The 16,851-nt window shown below is 65.8% G+C and carries 21 protein-coding genes; 10 read left to right on the top strand and 11 right to left on the bottom strand.

The genetic code is table 11. The annotated features are described in order from the left end of the window. Positions 1–240: 240 nt before the first annotated feature. From VL15_RS32745 to VL15_RS32720, 6 genes are all read right to left on the bottom strand, one after another. A complete protein-coding gene (locus VL15_RS32745) occupies positions 241–816 on the bottom strand; it encodes a helix-turn-helix domain-containing protein (protein WP_048250975.1) in 576 nt (191 codons plus the stop codon). A gap of 302 nt (positions 817–1,118) precedes the next feature. After that, positions 1,119–2,309 (bottom strand): tetratricopeptide repeat protein, encoded by a 1,191-nt coding sequence (locus tag VL15_RS32740; protein ID WP_048250974.1) that lies wholly within the window; start codon positions 2,307–2,309, stop codon positions 1,119–1,121. Between the two features lie 16 nt (positions 2,310–2,325). Then, positions 2,326–2,757 carry an ExbD/TolR family protein gene (locus tag VL15_RS32735; protein ID WP_048250973.1) on the bottom strand — a complete coding sequence of 144 codons (432 nt, stop codon included), beginning with the start codon at positions 2,755–2,757 and terminating at the stop codon, positions 2,326–2,328. Positions 2,758–2,932: 175 nt separating this feature from the next. Further along, positions 2,933–3,355, bottom strand: coding sequence for an ExbD/TolR family protein (locus VL15_RS32730; protein WP_048250972.1), 423 nt, complete (start codon positions 3,353–3,355; stop codon positions 2,933–2,935). Positions 3,356–3,375: 20 nt separating this feature from the next. Continuing rightward, positions 3,376–4,290, bottom strand: a complete 915-nt coding sequence (locus VL15_RS32725) for a MotA/TolQ/ExbB proton channel family protein (protein WP_048250971.1) — start codon at positions 4,288–4,290, stop codon at positions 3,376–3,378. A gap of 86 nt (positions 4,291–4,376) precedes the next feature. Next, a complete protein-coding gene (locus VL15_RS32720; protein WP_048250970.1) occupies positions 4,377–5,075 on the bottom strand; it encodes an energy transducer TonB in 699 nt (232 codons plus the stop codon). On the opposite strand from VL15_RS32720, the gene VL15_RS42270 reads away from it, so the two are divergent. After that, positions 5,029–5,436: a hypothetical protein gene (locus tag VL15_RS42270; RefSeq protein ID WP_196319654.1), complete on the top strand. Its 408-nt coding sequence runs from the start codon at positions 5,029–5,031 to the stop codon at positions 5,434–5,436. The two genes, VL15_RS32720 and VL15_RS42270, sit on opposite strands and share 47 nt — an antisense overlap. Before the next feature lie 491 nt (positions 5,437–5,927). On the opposite strand, the gene VL15_RS32715 is transcribed toward VL15_RS42270, so the two are convergent. Both VL15_RS32715 and VL15_RS32710 read right to left on the bottom strand, forming a co-directional pair. Then, positions 5,928–6,413: an aminoacyl-tRNA deacylase gene (locus VL15_RS32715; RefSeq protein WP_048250969.1), complete on the bottom strand. Its 486-nt coding sequence runs from the start codon at positions 6,411–6,413 to the stop codon at positions 5,928–5,930. 101 nt (positions 6,414–6,514) lie between these two features. Continuing rightward, positions 6,515–7,501: a cysteine synthase A gene (locus tag VL15_RS32710; protein ID WP_048250968.1), complete on the bottom strand. Its 987-nt coding sequence runs from the start codon at positions 7,499–7,501 to the stop codon at positions 6,515–6,517. 142 nt (positions 7,502–7,643) lie between these two features. On the opposite strand from VL15_RS32710, the gene VL15_RS32705 reads away from it, so the two are divergent. Beyond that, positions 7,644–8,132 carry an adenosine-specific kinase gene (locus tag VL15_RS32705; RefSeq protein ID WP_155420342.1) on the top strand — a complete coding sequence of 163 codons (489 nt, stop codon included), beginning with the start codon at positions 7,644–7,646 and terminating at the stop codon, positions 8,130–8,132. Between the two features lie 302 nt (positions 8,133–8,434). Beyond that, positions 8,435–8,722, top strand: a complete 288-nt coding sequence (locus VL15_RS32700) for a YciI-like protein (RefSeq protein ID WP_048250967.1) — start codon at positions 8,435–8,437, stop codon at positions 8,720–8,722. A 9-nt stretch (positions 8,723–8,731) separates the two neighbouring features. Here the strand turns inward: VL15_RS32700 and corA are convergent, their stop codons facing one another. Then, on the bottom strand, positions 8,732–9,709 hold the full coding sequence (corA, locus tag VL15_RS32695) for a magnesium/cobalt transporter CorA (RefSeq protein ID WP_048250966.1): 978 nt from the start codon (positions 9,707–9,709) through the stop codon (positions 8,732–8,734). Positions 9,710–9,888: 179 nt separating this feature from the next. Here corA and cydX point away from each other — a divergent pair, with 179 nt between their 5' ends. Beyond that, positions 9,889–10,047: a cytochrome bd-I oxidase subunit CydX gene (gene cydX / locus VL15_RS39295; protein ID WP_048250965.1), complete on the top strand. Its 159-nt coding sequence runs from the start codon at positions 9,889–9,891 to the stop codon at positions 10,045–10,047. Further along, entirely contained in the window at positions 10,044–10,661 is a 618-nt protein-coding gene (locus VL15_RS32685; RefSeq protein WP_048250964.1) for an AAA family ATPase, read from the top strand. Before cydX ends, VL15_RS32685 begins: the two co-directional genes overlap by 4 nt. Before the next feature lie 95 nt (positions 10,662–10,756). Here the strand turns inward: VL15_RS32685 and VL15_RS32680 are convergent, their stop codons facing one another. Then, a complete protein-coding gene (locus VL15_RS32680; RefSeq protein WP_034181371.1) occupies positions 10,757–11,857 on the bottom strand; it encodes a saccharopine dehydrogenase family protein in 1,101 nt (366 codons plus the stop codon). Positions 11,858–12,107: 250 nt separating this feature from the next. Between VL15_RS32680 and VL15_RS32675 the strand changes: the two genes are divergently transcribed. The 4 genes from VL15_RS32675 to VL15_RS32660 all read left to right on the top strand — a co-directional run bounded on the left by VL15_RS32675 (position 12,108) and on the right by VL15_RS32660 (position 15,469). After that, complete coding sequence (locus VL15_RS32675) at positions 12,108–12,890, top strand: membrane protein (RefSeq protein WP_048250963.1); 783 nt, start codon at positions 12,108–12,110, stop codon at positions 12,888–12,890. 38 nt (positions 12,891–12,928) lie between these two features. Then, positions 12,929–13,369, top strand: a complete 441-nt coding sequence (locus tag VL15_RS32670; RefSeq protein ID WP_048250962.1) for a hypothetical protein — start codon at positions 12,929–12,931, stop codon at positions 13,367–13,369. Positions 13,370–13,451: 82 nt separating this feature from the next. Continuing rightward, a complete protein-coding gene (locus VL15_RS32665) occupies positions 13,452–14,117 on the top strand; it encodes a response regulator transcription factor (protein ID WP_048250961.1) in 666 nt (221 codons plus the stop codon). Beyond that, the gene (locus VL15_RS32660) at positions 14,093–15,469 is read left to right on the top strand and encodes a sensor histidine kinase (protein WP_048250960.1); all 1,377 of its coding nucleotides are present in this window, start codon (positions 14,093–14,095) and stop codon (positions 15,467–15,469) included. The genes VL15_RS32665 and VL15_RS32660 overlap by 25 nt, the downstream gene beginning before the upstream one ends. A 37-nt stretch (positions 15,470–15,506) precedes the next feature. Here VL15_RS32660 and VL15_RS32655 read toward each other — a convergent pair whose 3' ends face one another. Then, positions 15,507–15,971, bottom strand: coding sequence for an Lrp/AsnC family transcriptional regulator (locus VL15_RS32655; RefSeq protein WP_048250959.1), 465 nt, complete (start codon positions 15,969–15,971; stop codon positions 15,507–15,509). A 255-nt stretch (positions 15,972–16,226) separates the two neighbouring features. Here VL15_RS32655 and VL15_RS32650 point away from each other — a divergent pair, with 255 nt between their 5' ends. After that, positions 16,227–16,772 carry a Spy/CpxP family protein refolding chaperone gene (locus VL15_RS32650; RefSeq protein WP_048250958.1) on the top strand — a complete coding sequence of 182 codons (546 nt, stop codon included), beginning with the start codon at positions 16,227–16,229 and terminating at the stop codon, positions 16,770–16,772. Positions 16,773–16,851: the final 79 nt, after the last annotated feature.

Here is a 16,851-nt window from a genome sequence, read left to right as displayed (position 1 = left end):
TCCGACTGCGATGACTCGAACGGATCGGCCTCGGGGCACCCACGCCACTCAGCACCACCGTCTTTTTCGATTTTGATTCGTCATACTAACTACCTGCATTGAGCGCATAACGTACTGCTTCCCGATTCGATCAACGGAAGATCTTGTGGACGGTGACACGGTTCTCGCGCCGCACCATGTGCCATCCGCTGTCGATCGGGTACTTCTCCTTCATCGCGGCGCACCGCGCCGGCCGCGCCGTTAGAACAGCCTCGGCGTGCCGACCCAGACGATCACTGCCTCCTCGTCCGCCGTGTTGTGCCATGCATGCGGCATCGTCGATTCGTAATGCGCGGTATCGCCCTCGTTCAGCGTGAACGTGCAATCCTCGAGCGTCAGCGCGACCTGCCCGCGCATCACGTAGACGAACTCCTCGCCCGCATGCGTCGTCACCTCCGACGGCGACTGCCCCACCGGCACCCGCACGAGTATCGCGTCGAGCTTGCGGCCGTCCACCAGGTTCGTCAGCCGGGCGAACAGGCTGGCCGAATTCGCGAACTGGAAATACTGCAGCGAGTTCCCGCGGCACACCGAGCGCGCTTCCGTCGGCGTGTCGATGAAATACTGCATCGTCACGCCGAGCGCCTTCGCGATCCGGACCAGCGACGTGATCGATGGCGTTGCCCGCCCGCGCTCGACCTGCGACAGGAACGGTTTCGAAATGCCGGCGATCGTCGACGTTTCGTCGAGCGTGAGCTTCAGGCGCTGGCGCAGCGCCCGGATCTTGTTTCCTAGCGACACGGCGACGAGCACCGACTCATCAGGGGGCAAAGGCATGGAAAGACGGAACCTCGCAGTCGAAATCGGATTGATGTCGGCGATCCTTGACCGAAGCGATGACGCGACCGGCCGGGCGTGACACCCGGCAACACGCTGCTGCCGCGCGAAGGCGGCACGCGGCGCAGCGCGACACCGCCTCGGCGCGGTCATGCGGCCTTCGCACATTTCATTCGGTTTACTAACTAACAAGGCTGCCCCTTTTCCTCGTCGGACCTGACCGTCAAGCACTTGCATTGCAGCGGCGGCATGCCGCCTGCCGACCGCGCCTGCGTCGCGCGCCGTCGCGCCGTTCCGTTGCGTTACCGGGATGCCACTGCCGTCCAGAGCTTTGCGAGGTCACCGGAACCGTCGGCCCCCTTGACGGTGCGCAGCACCTGTACCGCGCGCGTCTTCTGGCCGGCCACGTAGTACGCCTCGCCGAGCCGCAGTCGCGCCGCATCGGGATGCTCGATCCCGCCCTTCGCGATCGCCTGCTCCATCATCGGCAAACCCTGCTGCGCATGGCCCGCAAAGACGAGGTTCATCCCCGCATCGAGCGGCGCCACCGGCGTCGCGGCGTCCGCACCCGATTGCGCGCGCTTGGCGGCAAGCGTCTGCAGCCGCTTCTCGCGATCCGCCTGTGCGTCCTTGCCGAGTACGCCGGACGCGAACCCCTGGTCGATCACCTGCTTGCCTTCGGCGGGCTGTCCCGCCACCAGCGCAAGCTGCGTCATCTCCATGTAGGCGTCGGCCGTCGCGAGCGATCCCGTCACACGGCGCAACCGGTAGATGTCGAGGTCGAGCGACGACAGATACCCGGGGTTGCCGCGAATGGCCGTGACCATTTCGTCCCAGTACGCCGGGCTCGGGTGATAGGCCACCAGCAGCCCGAGCGCACCGCGGTACGCGTTGCCGTCCTTCACTTTCTGCGCGCAGGTCGCGAGCATCTGCAACTGCCCTTCATCCGGCGCGTGTCCGCCATTCGCCTGCGCATCCGTGCTCGCTTTCAACTGGTTCACGACCGGTGCGCAATCGTTCGACAGGTAATACGACTGCGTGAGCAGCGTGCGCATTTCCGGATCCGTTCCACCCGCCTTCAGGTAGCGCTGCGCGGTCCGGATCGCCAGCGGGTAGTTCTTTTGCTGGAAGTAGATGCCGGCCAGCGCCGCCGTCGTCCGCTGCTCGTCGTCGCCCGACGACCGCCCCGAGTTCAGCACGGTCTCGTAGGCCTGCGCGGCCGTGCCGGAGTCGCCTGCCGCCATCGCCGCGGCGCCGCGCATCTCTTCCACCATGTACGTTTCGTACGGTGTCCGGTTGGGCACGGCCGCGGCCTGGGCGATCTTGCCGAGCGCATCGCGATACTTGTGCGCCCGGTACAGCTCCTGCGCCGCCGCCAGCGGTTTCGCCACGTCCGGCCGCAGCGCATCCGCCGGCAACGCCGGCTGGCCGAGCATGCATGCCGTGCCGAGCGCCGTCACCGCCATCATCCGTTTCCATCGTCGCTGGTTCATCGGCTCGTCCGTTTCGTCATTGCATGAACTGTTCGTTACCGATCAGGCCGATCTTGGTCGCGCCCACGCGTTGCGCGGATGCCAGCACGGCCGCCACGTCCTTGTACGGCACCAGCTTGTTGGGCCGCAGATGGATCTCCGCCTGCACGGGTTCCGCCGCCACTTGCGTCAGTTTCGACTCGAGCGCCGCACGATCCGGCACGGGTGCGCCGTTCCATGTCGTCGTGCCGTCAAAGTCGATGTCGATCTGCACGATTTCCGGCGGCGTTGCCGGCGGCGGCGGATTGCCCACCGGCAAGTCCATCTTCACCGAATGCATCTGAATCGGGATCGTGATGATCAACATGATCAGCAACACCAGCATCACGTCGATCAGCGGCGTGGTGTTGATGTCCACCATCACTTCCGGTTCCGCATTGCCCCCACCCGAAGGCACATTCATTCCCATCGTCGGCTCCTGTCGATCCGAGTTGGCGCTTTAGCGCCTACTCGGATCCCATGCTTCGCGGTCGACCAGCGTTAGCGCTTTAGCGTTTACGCGGGTCCCATGCTTTGCGGTCGATAAGAGTGAGTGCCTTAGCACCTGCTCAATCCCCCCGCCTCGCAACGCTTCCCCAGCAACACTAACCCCCGCGCGCAGGCGGCTCCGTGATGAACGACAGCTTCGCGATCCCCGCGCGCTCGCACATCGTGACGACCCGGCCGATGAACTCGTAGCGCGTGTTCTGGTCGCCCCGTACGTGGACGCTCGGCTGCGGTTGCTGCTGCGACACGCCCTTCAGTTTCGCGAGCAGCGTCGGCGCGTCCACCAGTTGCTCGCCCCAGAAGAAATCGCCATCGCGATTCACCGCGATCTCGATGCTCTTCGGGGTCGTCTGCAGCGGCTGCACCGTTTCCTTCGGCAGTTGCAGCTGGATCGTGTGCGTCACGACCGGGATCGTGATCAGGAAGATGATCAGCAGCACCAGCATCACGTCGACGAGCGGCGTCGTGTTGATGTTGGCGATCACCTCGTCGCTATCGTCCTGCCCGACGTTCATGGCCATCGCGCGTCTCCGTCAGCCGATCAGTTCGCAAGCGATGCCGTTGCCGCCGGCGACGACGCACGCACCGGACGCCGGTTGCCGGCCAGCAGCACCGCGTGCAGTTGCGCGCCGAAGTTGCGGACCCGCTCCATCACCGACTTGTTGCGCCGGACCAGGAAGTTGTAGCCGAGCACCGCCGGCACCGCGACGGCCAGGCCGATCGCGGTCATGATGAGCGCCTCGCCCACCGGGCCCGCGACCTTGTCGATCGACGCCTGGCCCGCAATGCCGATCGCCGTGAGCGCGTGATAGATCCCCCAGACCGTACCGAACAGCCCCACGAACGGGGCCGTCGAGCCCACCGTCGCCAGAAACGCGAGTCCGTCCTGCATCCGGTTCGACACGTTCGTGATCGAGCGCTCGACCGAGACGTCGATCCACGTGTTGCGGTCCACCGCTTCCAGCAGCGCGTCCTCGTGATGCTCGCCGGCCTCGATCGCCGTTTCGGCAATGAACCGGAACGGCGACGCCTCATCGAGCAGCTTCGCGCCCTCGGCCAGCGACGGTGCGGTCCAGAGCTGCGCGTCCGCCAGCTTCGCGCGGCGATTCGCACGCAGTTGTTCCAGGAACTTCGTGATCATGATGTACCAGCTTCCCATCGACATGATCACCAGCAGGATCAACACGAAACGCGCGACGAAGTCGCCGTTTTTCCATAGCGCGCCGAGCCCGTACGGATTCTCGACCGCTTCCGTCGTGGCCGGCGCGGGCGGCGGAGCCGGCTCGGCGGCGGCCGGAACCGGCGCGGGCGCGGCCGACGGCGCCGCGGCCTGCGCCGCCGTGCCGGCCGCACCGCTTGCCTGCGCGTGGGCGAGCTGTGGTGCAACGAACCCGTCGACTGCCGCGACGGACATCAACATGCTTGCCGCCAGCGCGGCCAGTGAACGCTTCGTCATACCCCACTCCTGCTATTTCGTTGAACTAAACACGTCAGTTCGAGATGGTTTTCCCCGGCCCGGCTCGAGCCGGGCCGCCCACTGCATCAATTCAGATTGAACGAGAACGGCACCTGGACCCGCACCGACTGGCCCTGCGCGACACACTTGAACCGTTTTACGGTGTTGAACGCGGCGCGATCGAGGATCGGATCCGCGGACTGCGCCACCCGCTCGTTCGTGATGTTCCCTTCCGCATCCACGACGAACTCGATCGTCACGTCACCCGTGATGTTGTTTTCCTGCGCTTCCTTCGGGTACTGGATCGACGCGCGCAGCGTGTCCGAGTTCGGGCAGACGACACCGACGTCATGGCTGACCGGCTTGGCCGCCGGAGCGGGCGCCACGACCGGCGCCTGTACGGCCGGCGCGGAAGGTACGGGAGCTGCCTGGTGCGTGATCGTCGCCTGCGGCGGCGCCTGCACCGGCACTTCCGGCGGCGGCACGAACGGCGGTGGCGGCGGCGCGAATTTCGGCGGCGGGAGTTTGACCACGGGCATCGGCGGTGGCGGCGGCGGCTTGACCGGCTCGATGATGCGGGTTTCGATCGGATGCTGGATCACCTGCACGACTTTCGTCGCGAGGCCGTTGAGCAATGCGTAGATCAGCACGACATGCAGCACCAGGACGATACCGATGCCGCCGAACCGGCGCACCGGATTCTGCTGCTTCTTGCCGAACTCTCGCGGACGCCCCAGCATGGCCAGTCCGCTGTTCGATGTAGCCAGACGTTCTTCGACTTTCATGCCCACCTTCCATCCCCCAAGCGATTCGCCCAGTTTCGGATTGCTGCCGGCGGCGCAGCCAGGTCGGCATCGCCACCGCATCAATCCGAAAATTTCATTTCAAATTCAATTGGCAATCCGAATTGAAAGAATCGTATTCGAATTCCAATTAATTCTTTTTCAAGGAATCGTTCCGGCTGGCGCGGCCCGGTGTCACACCGGAAATCCATGCGCCCGCACGTTCAGGCAATTGTCAGCTGGCGGGCGCAGCCTCGCGTTTCGTATGACGATTCGCCGTTCGTTACACGGTGATGTCAATGGCGCCGCTCACTTGGGTGCAGACAATAGCAAGGAAAAAATTTTGGCGTCAAACTTTATTTGATGCCTGAATACAAAGTTTGGAGGGTTTATTCAAATAATATTCCGGTAAGCATAAATCAACCTTTTATTATTTAAACGGTAATCTATTTGTATTGATATATTCGGAACCGGATATTAAGTTCTTCCAACATAGGCATTCGCGTATTTCCTGCGTCGCAGCAAAATGAACCGGTCCGGATGCGACCGGCCAGTTTCGCCCGGCCACATCGCCAACGCCGGCATCGACCCTCCGCCCCCTTGGCTACCTGCCCCAGGCCGGCCTGCACCGCTTCCGCGACACGTCGAGAACGCGAGTGGTTCTCCGCACAATCAATACGGAGTCCGATTCAGATACAAGACTTCCACTCACAAAATTGGATCCATGAAAATTATTTCGCATATCGAATTAACTATCGCACACCAAAGCCGGTGAACTGGCACACGCCCCTGTCGCCCGCGCATCGGTGCGCACGCATGCGCACCGCCCCGCGCCTCACCGCATGCACCGCGTGCTCAGGAATGCATGCCCTGCATCTTGTGCGAGAAATGCGCGCGCTCGGCCGTCTCCATGAGCATCAGGAATTCGTCCTGCATCATGTGGATCAGCGCTTCGTGGTCGCCGGCCTCGAAATAGACTTCCGGCTGCTCCGCGAGACGTTCCTCGAGGAACGTCTTCATCCCGTACGCCATGCAGACCGGCGGCAGCGCGCCCATGTCGCAATCCTTGAACAGTTCGCGCAGCTCGACTTCCCGGGCGAGCACGAGATGGCGTCCCGTCTTCACCCAGAGGTCCGACAGGCGCACCGCGTGCGTCGTCGGCAACACGGCGGCGACGTAGCCCTCGTCGTCCTCGAGCAGCACGGTTTTCGCGAGACGATCGCCGGGAATATGCGCGGCGGCGGCCGTCTCCATGCTCGTATGGCTATAGGGGTGGTACACGACTTCGTACCGCGATGACTTCTGGCGCAGGCAATCCTGCAGGGTGGCAGATACAGGCATGGCACACCTCGTCTGGGCGAATCGGGCGAACGGAGTTCGCTCCGGATTTGTTCAGCATAGGTCGCATTCGGGCCAATGGAAATCGCCGCCTCGCCCCTTCCTCATTCGGGCGCCGGCTCCGGTTCCAACCCCTTTTCGCGCAGCCATTCGCGGTTGAAAAGCCGCGCACGATAGATGTCGCCGCGATCGCACAGCAACGTCACGATCGTGTGCCCCGGGCCCATCCGGCGGGCCAGCCAGACCGCCGCCGCGACGTTGATGCCGCTCGATCCGCCGACGTACAGCCCTTCTTCGCACAGCAGCCGGTAGACCATCTTCACGCACAGCGCATCGTCGATCCGCACGGCGTCATCGATCGGCGTGTCGGCGAGATTCGCGGTGACGCGCGTCGAGCCGATGCCTTCGGTGATCGAGCTGCCTTCGGCGCTGAGATCGCCCGTTTTCACGTAACCGTAGAGTCCGCTGCCGTGGGGATCGGCCAGCACGATCCGGACCGCCGGATTCTGCTCCTTCAGGTAACGGCTCACGCCCGCCAGCGTGCCGCCCGTGCCGGTCGCGCAGACGAATGCATCGACCGTGCCCGCGGTGTCGCGCCAGATTTCCGGCCCGGTCGTCTCGTAGTGCGCCTGCCGGTTGACGACGTTGTCGAACTGGTTGGCCCATACCGCGTTGTCGAGTTCGTCCGCGAGCCGCCCGGCAATCTTCTGATAATTGTTCGGATCGCGGTACGGCGCCGCCGGTACCGGGCGTACGTCGGCGCCGAGCGTCCGCAGGATCGCCATCTTGTCCGGCGATTGCGTGTCGGGAATCACGATCACGCAGCGATAACCGCGCGCCGCGCAGATATGCGCAAGACCAATGCCCGTGTTGCCCGCCGTGCCCTCGACGACGGTGCCGCCCGGCTTCAGCGCGCCACGCTGCTCGGCGTCGCGGATGATGTAAAGCGCCGCGCGATCCTTCACCGAGCCACCCGGATTCATGAATTCCGCCTTGCCCAGGATTTCGCAGCCCGTTTCCGCACTGAGCTTCGCCAGCCGGATCAGCGGCGTGCGCCCCACGCAGTCCACGAAGCCCTGCCGCACGTCCATGGTCGCCTCCTTTGCGTTCGCGCTTGCGCGCCCTACACAACGAAGGATAGGACGCGCCCGCCGCTTTCGACGCCGGCAGCCGCGTACTAAGCTGGGAGAGTTCATTGCGGCACACGCGCCGCATCGCCAGACGAGGTCCGCCATGCTGCAATTGCACACCATCGCCGTCGATAAACCGGAGCCCGTGAATTTCATCCTCGGCCAGTCGCACTTCATCAAGTCCGTCGAGGACATCCACGAGACGCTGGTCGGCACCGTGCCCGGCATCCGTTTCGGGCTCGCATTCTGCGAGGCATCGGGCAAACGGCTCGTGCGCCGTTCGGGCACCGATGCGGAACTCGTCGAACTCGCGTGCCGCAACGCGCTGGCGATCGGCGCCGGTCACGCGTTCGTCGTGTTCCTCGGCGACGGCTTCTATCCGGTCAACGTACTCAATGCGATCAAGGCCGTGCCAGAGGTCTGCCGGATCTACTGCGCGACCGCGAACCCGACCGACGTGATCGTCGCGGAAACCGCGCAAGGACGCGGGATCGTCGGCGTCGTCGACGGCTTTCCGCCGCTCGGCGTCGAGAACGACGAAGACGTGCGCTGGCGCAAGGATCTGCTGCGTACGATCGGATACAAGGCGTAGGCGCGGGCCGCCGGGGTAGACGAAGCGTCATATCGCGTCGCTTGTGCCCGGGCCCGTCCTGCAGCCCGTCCACGCTCACCTTGCCGCACAAGACGCCGAGGCCGATGCATCGAACGCGCGATGGCGGCAGGAATTCCGGGGCGCAAGCCAACTGGACCGTTAGTTGCATTTTAGCGAGCAAGGATACGCGCCCGCTTGCGCCGCGCTGCCACCGACCGGCTGTCCTATACTGGCCGCAGCAGGCCAACCGACGGCCGCACCGACACACCGGCCACGGCCACCGACCCTTCCCGGAGCAACGCATGCATTACCAGTTGATCTACGATCTCGTCGACGATTACCTGTCCCGGCGCGAACCGTTCCGCGCGCAGCACCTCGCACTCGCGCAGGCCGCGACCGAGCGCGGCGAACTCATGCTCGCCGGCGCGCTGTCGGATCCGGCCGACCAGGCCGTGCTCGTGTTCGAAGGCGATTCGCCGGAAGCGGCCGAGTCGTTCGCGCGCGCCGATCCGTACGTGCAGAACGGTCTCGTGAAATCGTGGCGCGTGCGGCCGTGGCGCGTCGTGATCGGCAAGCACGCGCCGCGCTAGGCGCGCGGGCTACAGCCACCCTGCCCGCTTGAAACGCCACCACAACCCGAGATCGGCTGCGAGCATCACCGCGATGCAGCCGTAGAAACCGTATTTCAGGTGCAACTCGGGCATGTTCGCGAAGTTCATCCCGTAGATGCCGGCGATCATCGTCGGAATCGCGAACAGCGCGGCGAACGAGCCGAGCCGCTTGGTCACTTCGCTCTCGGCGAGCGAAATCATGCCGAGGTTGACCTGGATCGCCGTCACGACCATCTCGCGCCGCCCTTCGATCGTCTTCACGATCCGCTGCAGATGGTCGTACACATCGCGAAAATAAGCCGCCATCCCGCTGCAAACCTGCGGCACGCGCCCGCCGGTGAGTTTCGCGAGCGGCTCGATCAGCGGCGCCGTGTGCTGATGCAGCATCACGAGCCGACGCTTCAGCGAATAGAGATCCTCGATGATCGCGCGCGACGACGCCGGCGTGGCCTTCGTGAAGATGCGGTCCTCGAGTGCCTCGAGCTCGGCGCCCAGCGTTTCGAGGATCGGGAAATAACGATCGACGACCTGGTCCATCAGCGCGTAGAACACGAACGCCGAGCCTTCCTGCAGCAGATGCGGCTCGCGCTCGCAGCGCTTGCGCACGTCGCGGAAGTCCTGCTCGGTATGGTTGCGGATCGACAGCACATAGTTCGGGCCGACGAACACGTTCAGTTCGCCGACCTTGAGTTCGTCTTCCTCGTCGAGCTCGACCATATGCAGCACCGCGAACAGCGAATCGCCGTACTCCTCGATCTTCGGCCGCTGATGCCCCTTGCGGGCATCCTCGAGCGCGAGCTCGTGCAGCCCGAACTCCTCGCCCATCAGGTCGATTTCCTCGGGCGTCGGATCCTTCAGCGCCACCCACACGAAGCATTCGGGCTTCGACACGTAGTCGCTGATGGCGTCGATATCGATGTCGGCCAGCTTGCGGCCATCCTGGTATGCAGCACAGTTGATCAGCATGTTGTCCGTGATGTTGCGGTTTGCGCATCAGTTTACCGGTTTGCTGCGCGGGCGGCCCGGCTTGCGCGGCACGCCGATATTGGTCATGATCGGGCTGCGTGCGCCGCAGCACGCGCAGCGACGCACTTCGGCAAGCCCGCCGCACGGCCGTGCGGCCCCACCGTCAAGGAGACAGACCCATGTGGTATTTCTCGTGGATACTCGGCATCTGCGTGGCGCTCGGCTTCGGCATCATCAACGCGATGTGGCTGGAAGCGGAAGTGTTCTCGCGCGACGACAAGCGCGCTGACACGCGCGGCGACACGTCGAGCCAGAGGTCGGGGAGCCAGTATTCGTGACGCACCTGGTGTTCTTCTGCGGTCACGCCGGCACCGGCAAGACCACGCTCGCGAAGCGGCTCATCGGGCCGCTGATGCGCGCCACCGGCGAGGCTTTCTGCCTGCTCGACAAGGACACGCTGTACGGCCGCTACAGCTCGGCCGCGATGGGCGCGCTCACCGAGGATCCGAACGACCGCGACAGCCCGCTCTACCTGAAGCACCTGCGCGATCCCGAATACCACGGCCTGCTCGACACGGCCCGTGAAAATCTCGCGCTCGGCATCGGCGCGATCGTCGTCGGCCCGCTGTCGCGCGAAGTACGCGACCGGCGCATCCTCGACCGCGCGTGGCTCGGCATCGGGCCCGACGTCGCGCTGACGGTCGTCTGGGTCCATACGTCGGAAGACGTCGCGCACGCACGGATCGTCGCGCGCGGCAACCCGAACGATGCGTACAAGCTCACGCACTGGGACGAATACCGGCAGCGCCGCTTCGTGCCGACCGGCCACGAATGCGACGGCATCGTGATGTTCGACAACACCGCGCCGTCCGACAAGGACGTCGACGCGTTGCTGTACCGCATCGTGCCGCCGGCGCCCGCCGCGACGATCGTCCCGCCACTGCCGGCCTGACCGGCACCGACACCCTTCCCGCTCCCACAAAAAACAACGCCGGAAGCGCTGCTGCGCTCCCGGCGTCGTACGGCCCTCGTGCCTGAGGCGGGTGGTCAGGCCACCGCGTGCACGCGCTCCATCGTACCGCCTTCGTACAGCTTGCCGAAGCGGTTCGACAGGAACGCCTTCAGCGATACCTTTTCCTGCGGGATGAAACCGCTCTGCGGCAGCTTCTTCTCGCGGAACAGATCCAGCACCGCGCACATCGCGCCGGCCGTCGTGATCTGGATCGCGCTCATGTGCATCCCGCACACGTCCTTCGCGAAGATCTTGCGCGTGAACACGTCCTGCACGAGCTGACCATCCTTCACGCCCGTCACCGTGACGAACACGAGCACGACGTCCTGCTTCGTCGACGGCACCGCGCGGCGCATGATCGACTTCAGCGTGTCGCGGTCGGTCGACAGGCGCAGGTCCTCGAGCAGGAACTGGACGAGTTCGCGGTGGCCCGGGTAGCGCACCGACTTGTAGTCGAGCGTCTCGACCTTGCCCGACAGCGTCTCGCACAGCGTGCCGAGGCCGCCCGACGTGTTGAACGCTTCGTATTCGGTGCCGTCGAGCGAGAAGTGCTCGAGGCCTTCGAGCGGCTGCACCCACTGCTTGCGGCCGTCGCGGATCGCTTCGCACGGCTGGCAGTATTCGTTGATCAGGCCGTCGACGCTCCACGTCAGGTTGTACTTCAACGCGTTGGTCGGATACTCGGGCAGCGCGCCGACGCGCATCTTCACGTCGCGAACTTCGCTGAAGCCGTTCACCAGTTCATGCGCGGCGATGCCGATGAAGCCCGGCGCGAGGCCGCACTGCGGCATGAACGCACGGTCGGAGCCGTCGGCCAGTTCGCGGATCGCGTGGGTCGCACGCACGTCTTCGGTCAGGTCGAAATAATGGACGCCGGCAGCCTTCGCGGCGGCGGCAACGTTGACCGCGAGGTAATAAGGCAGCGCGTTGACGAGCGCATCGAAGCCCTTCACTGCTTCGCGAATCGCGTTCGCGTCGGCCGAATCGACCCGTTGCGTCGCGATGCCTTCGCGCGACAGCTTCGCGAGCGCATCCGCATCGCGGTCGAACGCGACGACTTCGTAGTCGCCCGTTTCGCGCAGCATGTGAGCAATGGTGTGGCCGATCAGACCTGCGCCGACGATGGCGATTTTCATGCGCTTATCTCCTGATGATGGGTTTGGTGTTGTGGACGGCGTTGAGCCATGAACACAGTGTAGAGACGCGCAAAATCAGTTCCAAGACGAAGAGTGATGCGAAACGACCGATAATTTCGACGTTACGACGATACATTTCGTCGAAATGTCGAAACGATGCCTTTTCGCCCGCTGTCGGCCTCGCTATGGCTGGCCTAAGTCTCCCGTTTCAGACTGCATGCCGACCACCCGCTCCCCAAGGAGGCATCGCATGCAATCCCTGCCCGTCAATCGCGCGTCGCACTGGCTGAACAAGGTGCCCGACGTCGCGCTGTCGTTCTGGATCATCAAGATCATGTCGACCACGGTCGGCGAAACCGGCGCGGACTTTCTCGCGGTCAACGCGGGCCTCGGCCAGACCTTCACGCGCATCGCGATGGCGTCGCTGCTCGCGATCGCGCTGTGGCTGCAGTTGCGCACGCGCCGCTACGTGCCGTGGATCTACTGGCTCACGGTGGTGCTGGTCAGCATCGTCGGCACGCAGATCACCGACCTGCTCACCGACGGCCTCAACGTCAGCCTGTATGCGAGCACCGCCGCGTTTGCCGTCGTGCTCGCCGCGATCTTCTTCGTGTGGCATCGCATCGAAGGCACGCTGTCGATCGACACGATCGTCACGCCGCGGCGCGAGCTGTTCTACTGGGCCGCGATCCTCTGCACGTTCGCGCTCGGCACCGCCGCCGGCGATCTCGCGACCGAGGCGCTCGGGCTCGGCTTCACGCTCGGCGCGCTGATCTTCGGCGGGTTGATCGCGGCCGTGTTCGTGATGTGGCGGCTCGGCGTCAATGCGGTCCTGGCGTTCTGGATCGCGTACATCCTGACGCGCCCGTTCGGTGCCTCGCTCGGCGACCTGCTCACGCAGGCCCGCGCATACGGCGGGCTCGGCTTCGGCGCCGCGTGGACGAGCCTGCTGTTCCTGACCGTGATCGTGCTGCTCGTCGCCGTCGCGCAATTCGGCAGCGGCCCGCACACGCGTGCCGGCGCCGCCGAATGACACCCTTTCCTTTCCGTTCATCGCATCGAGGACACCCCATGCACCTCCGTTACTCCGTTTCCCGTCTCGCCGTTGCCACGGCCACGATAGCCCTGCTGAGCGCCGCCGCCGGCTGTTCGAAGCAGCAGGATGCGAACGCATCGACCTCGGTGCCGGCGTCGGCCGCGGCGTCGTCCGCGGCAGGCCACGCGTCGAAGCTCGGCGACCTGTCGCAGTTCCGCACGATCGCCGCCGACGTCAATACGCTCGTCGGCAAGGGCGACCTGCCCGGTGCGAAGACGCGCATCAAGGATCTCGAGATCGCGTGGGACGCGGCCGAGGCCGGCCTCAAGCCGCGCGCCGCCGCCGACTGGCACATGGTCGACCAGGAGATCGACCGCGCGCTCAGCGCGCTGCGCGCCGATCATCCGACCCAGGCCGATTCGGCGGCCGCGATGAAGAACCTGCTCGCGGCCTTCGACCGGTTCAGCGGCAAATAACCGTTGCGCCGGGCGCGCGGTACGTGACGCGCGCCCGGGAATCGCATACGCTGGCGGCGTTTGCGCGGCACGGAGAATACGTATGCGAATACTGCTCGTCGAAGACGACCCGATGATCGGCGAGGCAGTCCATGCCGCGCTGAAAGACGCGTCGTACGCCACCGACTGGGTCACCGACGGCGTCCACGCGTTGACCGCGTTCGCGGCCCAGCCCTACGACCTGATCCTGCTCGACCTCGGCCTGCCCGGCCGCGACGGGCTCGACGTGCTGGCCGGCATACGCGCGAAGGACGCCAGCGCGCCGCTGCTCATCGTCACCGCGCGTGACGGGCTCGACGACCGCCTGCGCGGCCTCGACGGCGGCGCCGACGACTACATCGTGAAGCCGTTCGAAATGGCCGAACTGCTCGCGCGGATTCGCGTCGCGATCCGGCGTCGTGCCGGTTCGGCCGCGCCGCTGCTGAGCAACGGCATCGTGTCACTCGATCCGGCGACGCGCGAAGCCGCCGTCGACGGGCACGCGCCGGTCCCGCTGTCGAATCGCGAGTTCTCGTTGCTGCGCGCGCTGCTGGTGCGCCCCGGCGCGATCCTGTCGCGGCGCGAACTCGAGGATCGCCTGTACGGCTGGGGCGAGGAAGTCGAAAGCAACGCGGTCGAATTCCTGATCCATTCGCTGCGCCGCAAGCTGGGCAGCACCGTGATCAAGAACGTCAGGGGTGTGGGATGGATGGTTTCAAGAAGCGCCTGAGCGAGTCGATCGGGTTCCGGCTGTCGGTCGTGCTGTCGGCCGTGATCCTGGTCGTCGCAACGGCCGCGGCCGCGTTCGCGTTTTCATCGGCATTCGACGAAGCGCACGAATTGCAGGACGACGTGCTGCGCGAGGTCGCGACGCTGCTCGACCACCAGCGCGCGCCGTCGCCACACGCCGGCGGCGCCGGGCCCGCGCGCGAAAGCGACGAACTGTCGCGCGTGATCGTGCAGCCGCTCGGCGGCACGCCGCAGCCGGGCACCGACGGCGCGCCGCCGCTTGCGTTACCGCCGACGCTCGCCGACGGACTGCATACGGTCGAGGCCGGCGGCAACGAGTATCGCGTGATGGTCCGTACGTTCGCGAACGGCGAACGCATCGCGGTCGCGCAGAACGCCGGCATGCGCGACGACGTCGCGCGCGAAAGCGCGTGGCGCACCGCGCTGCCGCTGCTGCTCCTCGTGCCGATCCTGCTGCTGCTCGTCGCCGATCTCGTGCGCAAGCTGCTGCGCCCGGTGGCCGCGCTGTCCGCCGGCATCGACGCGCGCGACGAGCATGACCTGCGCCCGGTGCCGGCCGATCGCGTGCCGGTCGAGGTGCGGCCGTTCGTCGTCGCGATCAACCGGATGCTGGCGCGCGTCGCGCAATCGGTCGACGCGCAGCGTCGTTTCGTCGCCGACGCCGCGCACGAGTTGCGCTCGCCGCTGACAGCGATGTCGCTGCAGGCCGAACGCCTGGCCGACACCGACCTGCCCGACGATGCGCGTGCGCGACTCGCCGCGCTGCGCGGCGGGCTCGAACGCAGCCGCCACCTGATCGGACAACTCCTTGCACTCGCGCGTGCGCAAAGCGCGCCGGCCGCGCCGCCCGGCGCCGTATCGGTCCATGCGATCTATCGCCGCGTGCTGGAAGACCTGATGCCGCTGGCCGACGCGAAGTCGCTCGACATCGGCGTCGAGGACGGCCCGGACACCCGCGTACCCGTCGACGAGCTCGAACTCACGTCGCTGGTGATGAATCTGGTCGACAACGCGATCCGCTATACGCCGTCCGGCGGACGCGTGGACCTGTCGACGCAACGGACCGACACGCACGCGTGCGTGACGGTCTCCGACACCGGGCCGGGCATCGCGCCGAACGAACGCGAGCGCGTGTTCGATCCGTTCTATCGGGTGCCCGGCAACGTGCAGATCGGCTCCGGGCTCGGCCTGTCGATCGTGAAGATCCTCGCGGACCGGATGGGTGCCGGCATCACGCTCGCGTATGCGGACGAACGGGAATCGCGCGGGTTGCGCGTATCGGTGCGGATTCCGCTCGCGCGGCCATCTGGCGCGGTGCAGCCCGACCGATAGCCGGACCGATGCGCGCGGCGCACGCGGGACTTGAGCGTCAGCCGCCGATCGTCCCGCGATCGATCTTGCGCGACAGAATGATCGACGTCGTCGTGCGCTCGACGCCTTCGAGCGTGCCGATCTGGTCGAGCAGGTCGTTGAGCCGTTCGGGCGAATCGGCGCGCAGCCACGCGACGTAGTCGTACTCGCCGCTCACCGCGCACAGCAGCTGCACTTCGGGCATCCGGTCGAGCTTGCGCAACACGTCCTTGCCGAACTTCGGCGTGAGGATGATGCCGACATACGCGTAGATGCTCGCATCGAGCACGTCCTGCCCGAGCCGGACGCTGTAGCCGGCGATCACGTCGGTGCGTTCGAGCCGCGCGATGCGTGCAACGACCGTCGTGCGCGCGACGTCGAGCTGGCGCGCGAGATCCGCGACGCTTGCGCGCGCATCGGCTTGCAGCAGCGCGACGAGTTGCCGGTCGAGATCGTCGAGTTGATCGAGGCGGGGTGGACGCATGAGGCTGGGCCGGTGCGCGACGCGCCGGCTGAGTGAAAGGTGACGCGATGATAGCGCCGAACGCCGGCATGCCCAAACGGCATTGCCCGGCGCCGATACGAACCTTTCAATTTCGATTCGTATCGGATGTAAGCAAGTGTCGCATTCACTGCCGCGCCGCACGCAACGTGCTACTAATAGCAGGCGACGCGAGAGTTGCGCTTGCGGCAGTTGCCGCCGCGCCCGCTCGCAAGACACCACCCCGGAGAGCCAACCATGAAGAAAATCTCGCTCACCCTCGCTACGCTCGTCGTTGCAGCCAGTGCATTCGCGCAAACCCCGGCGCAGCCGCAAGCGGCCGCCCCGGCCATGGCACCCGCGGCTTCGGCCCCGAGCGCCGAGCAGCGCGCCGCACGCCACGAAGCCCGCGTCGAGCAGCGCATCAAGTATCTGCACGACCAGTTGAAGATCACGTCGGCGCAGGAACCGCAATGGAAGACATTCGCCGACACGATGCGCGACAACGGCGACACGATGGGCCGCCTCTATCGTGACCGGATGGCCAAGCACGACGTATCGGCGCTCGACGACATGAAGCAGTATGCGGAACTGTCGCAGGCGAACGCCGACGGCGCGAAGAAGCTCGCCGACGCCTTCGCGCCGCTCTACGAGAGCTTCCCGGCCGAGCAGAAAGCGCTGGCCGACACGACGTTCCGCAGCTGGCTGAATCACGGCGGCGAGCACCGCGGCAAGGGCAAGGCGAAGGGCAAGGACGGCAAGGCGGCAGCCGCGCAAGCCGCAAGCGCACCCGCCCAGCCCTGACGCCCTCCCCGCCGGCGCCGCGCTGGCCGTCCGGGCCGAGCGGCGCCGTGCCCGCTACAGGCGATCGGCGCGTCACACG

This window comes from Burkholderia cepacia (assembly GCF_001039005.1).
Lineage (GTDB): Bacteria > Pseudomonadota > Gammaproteobacteria > Burkholderiales > Burkholderiaceae > Burkholderia > Burkholderia theae.
This window is presented reverse-complemented; position numbering and strand designations above follow the sequence as displayed.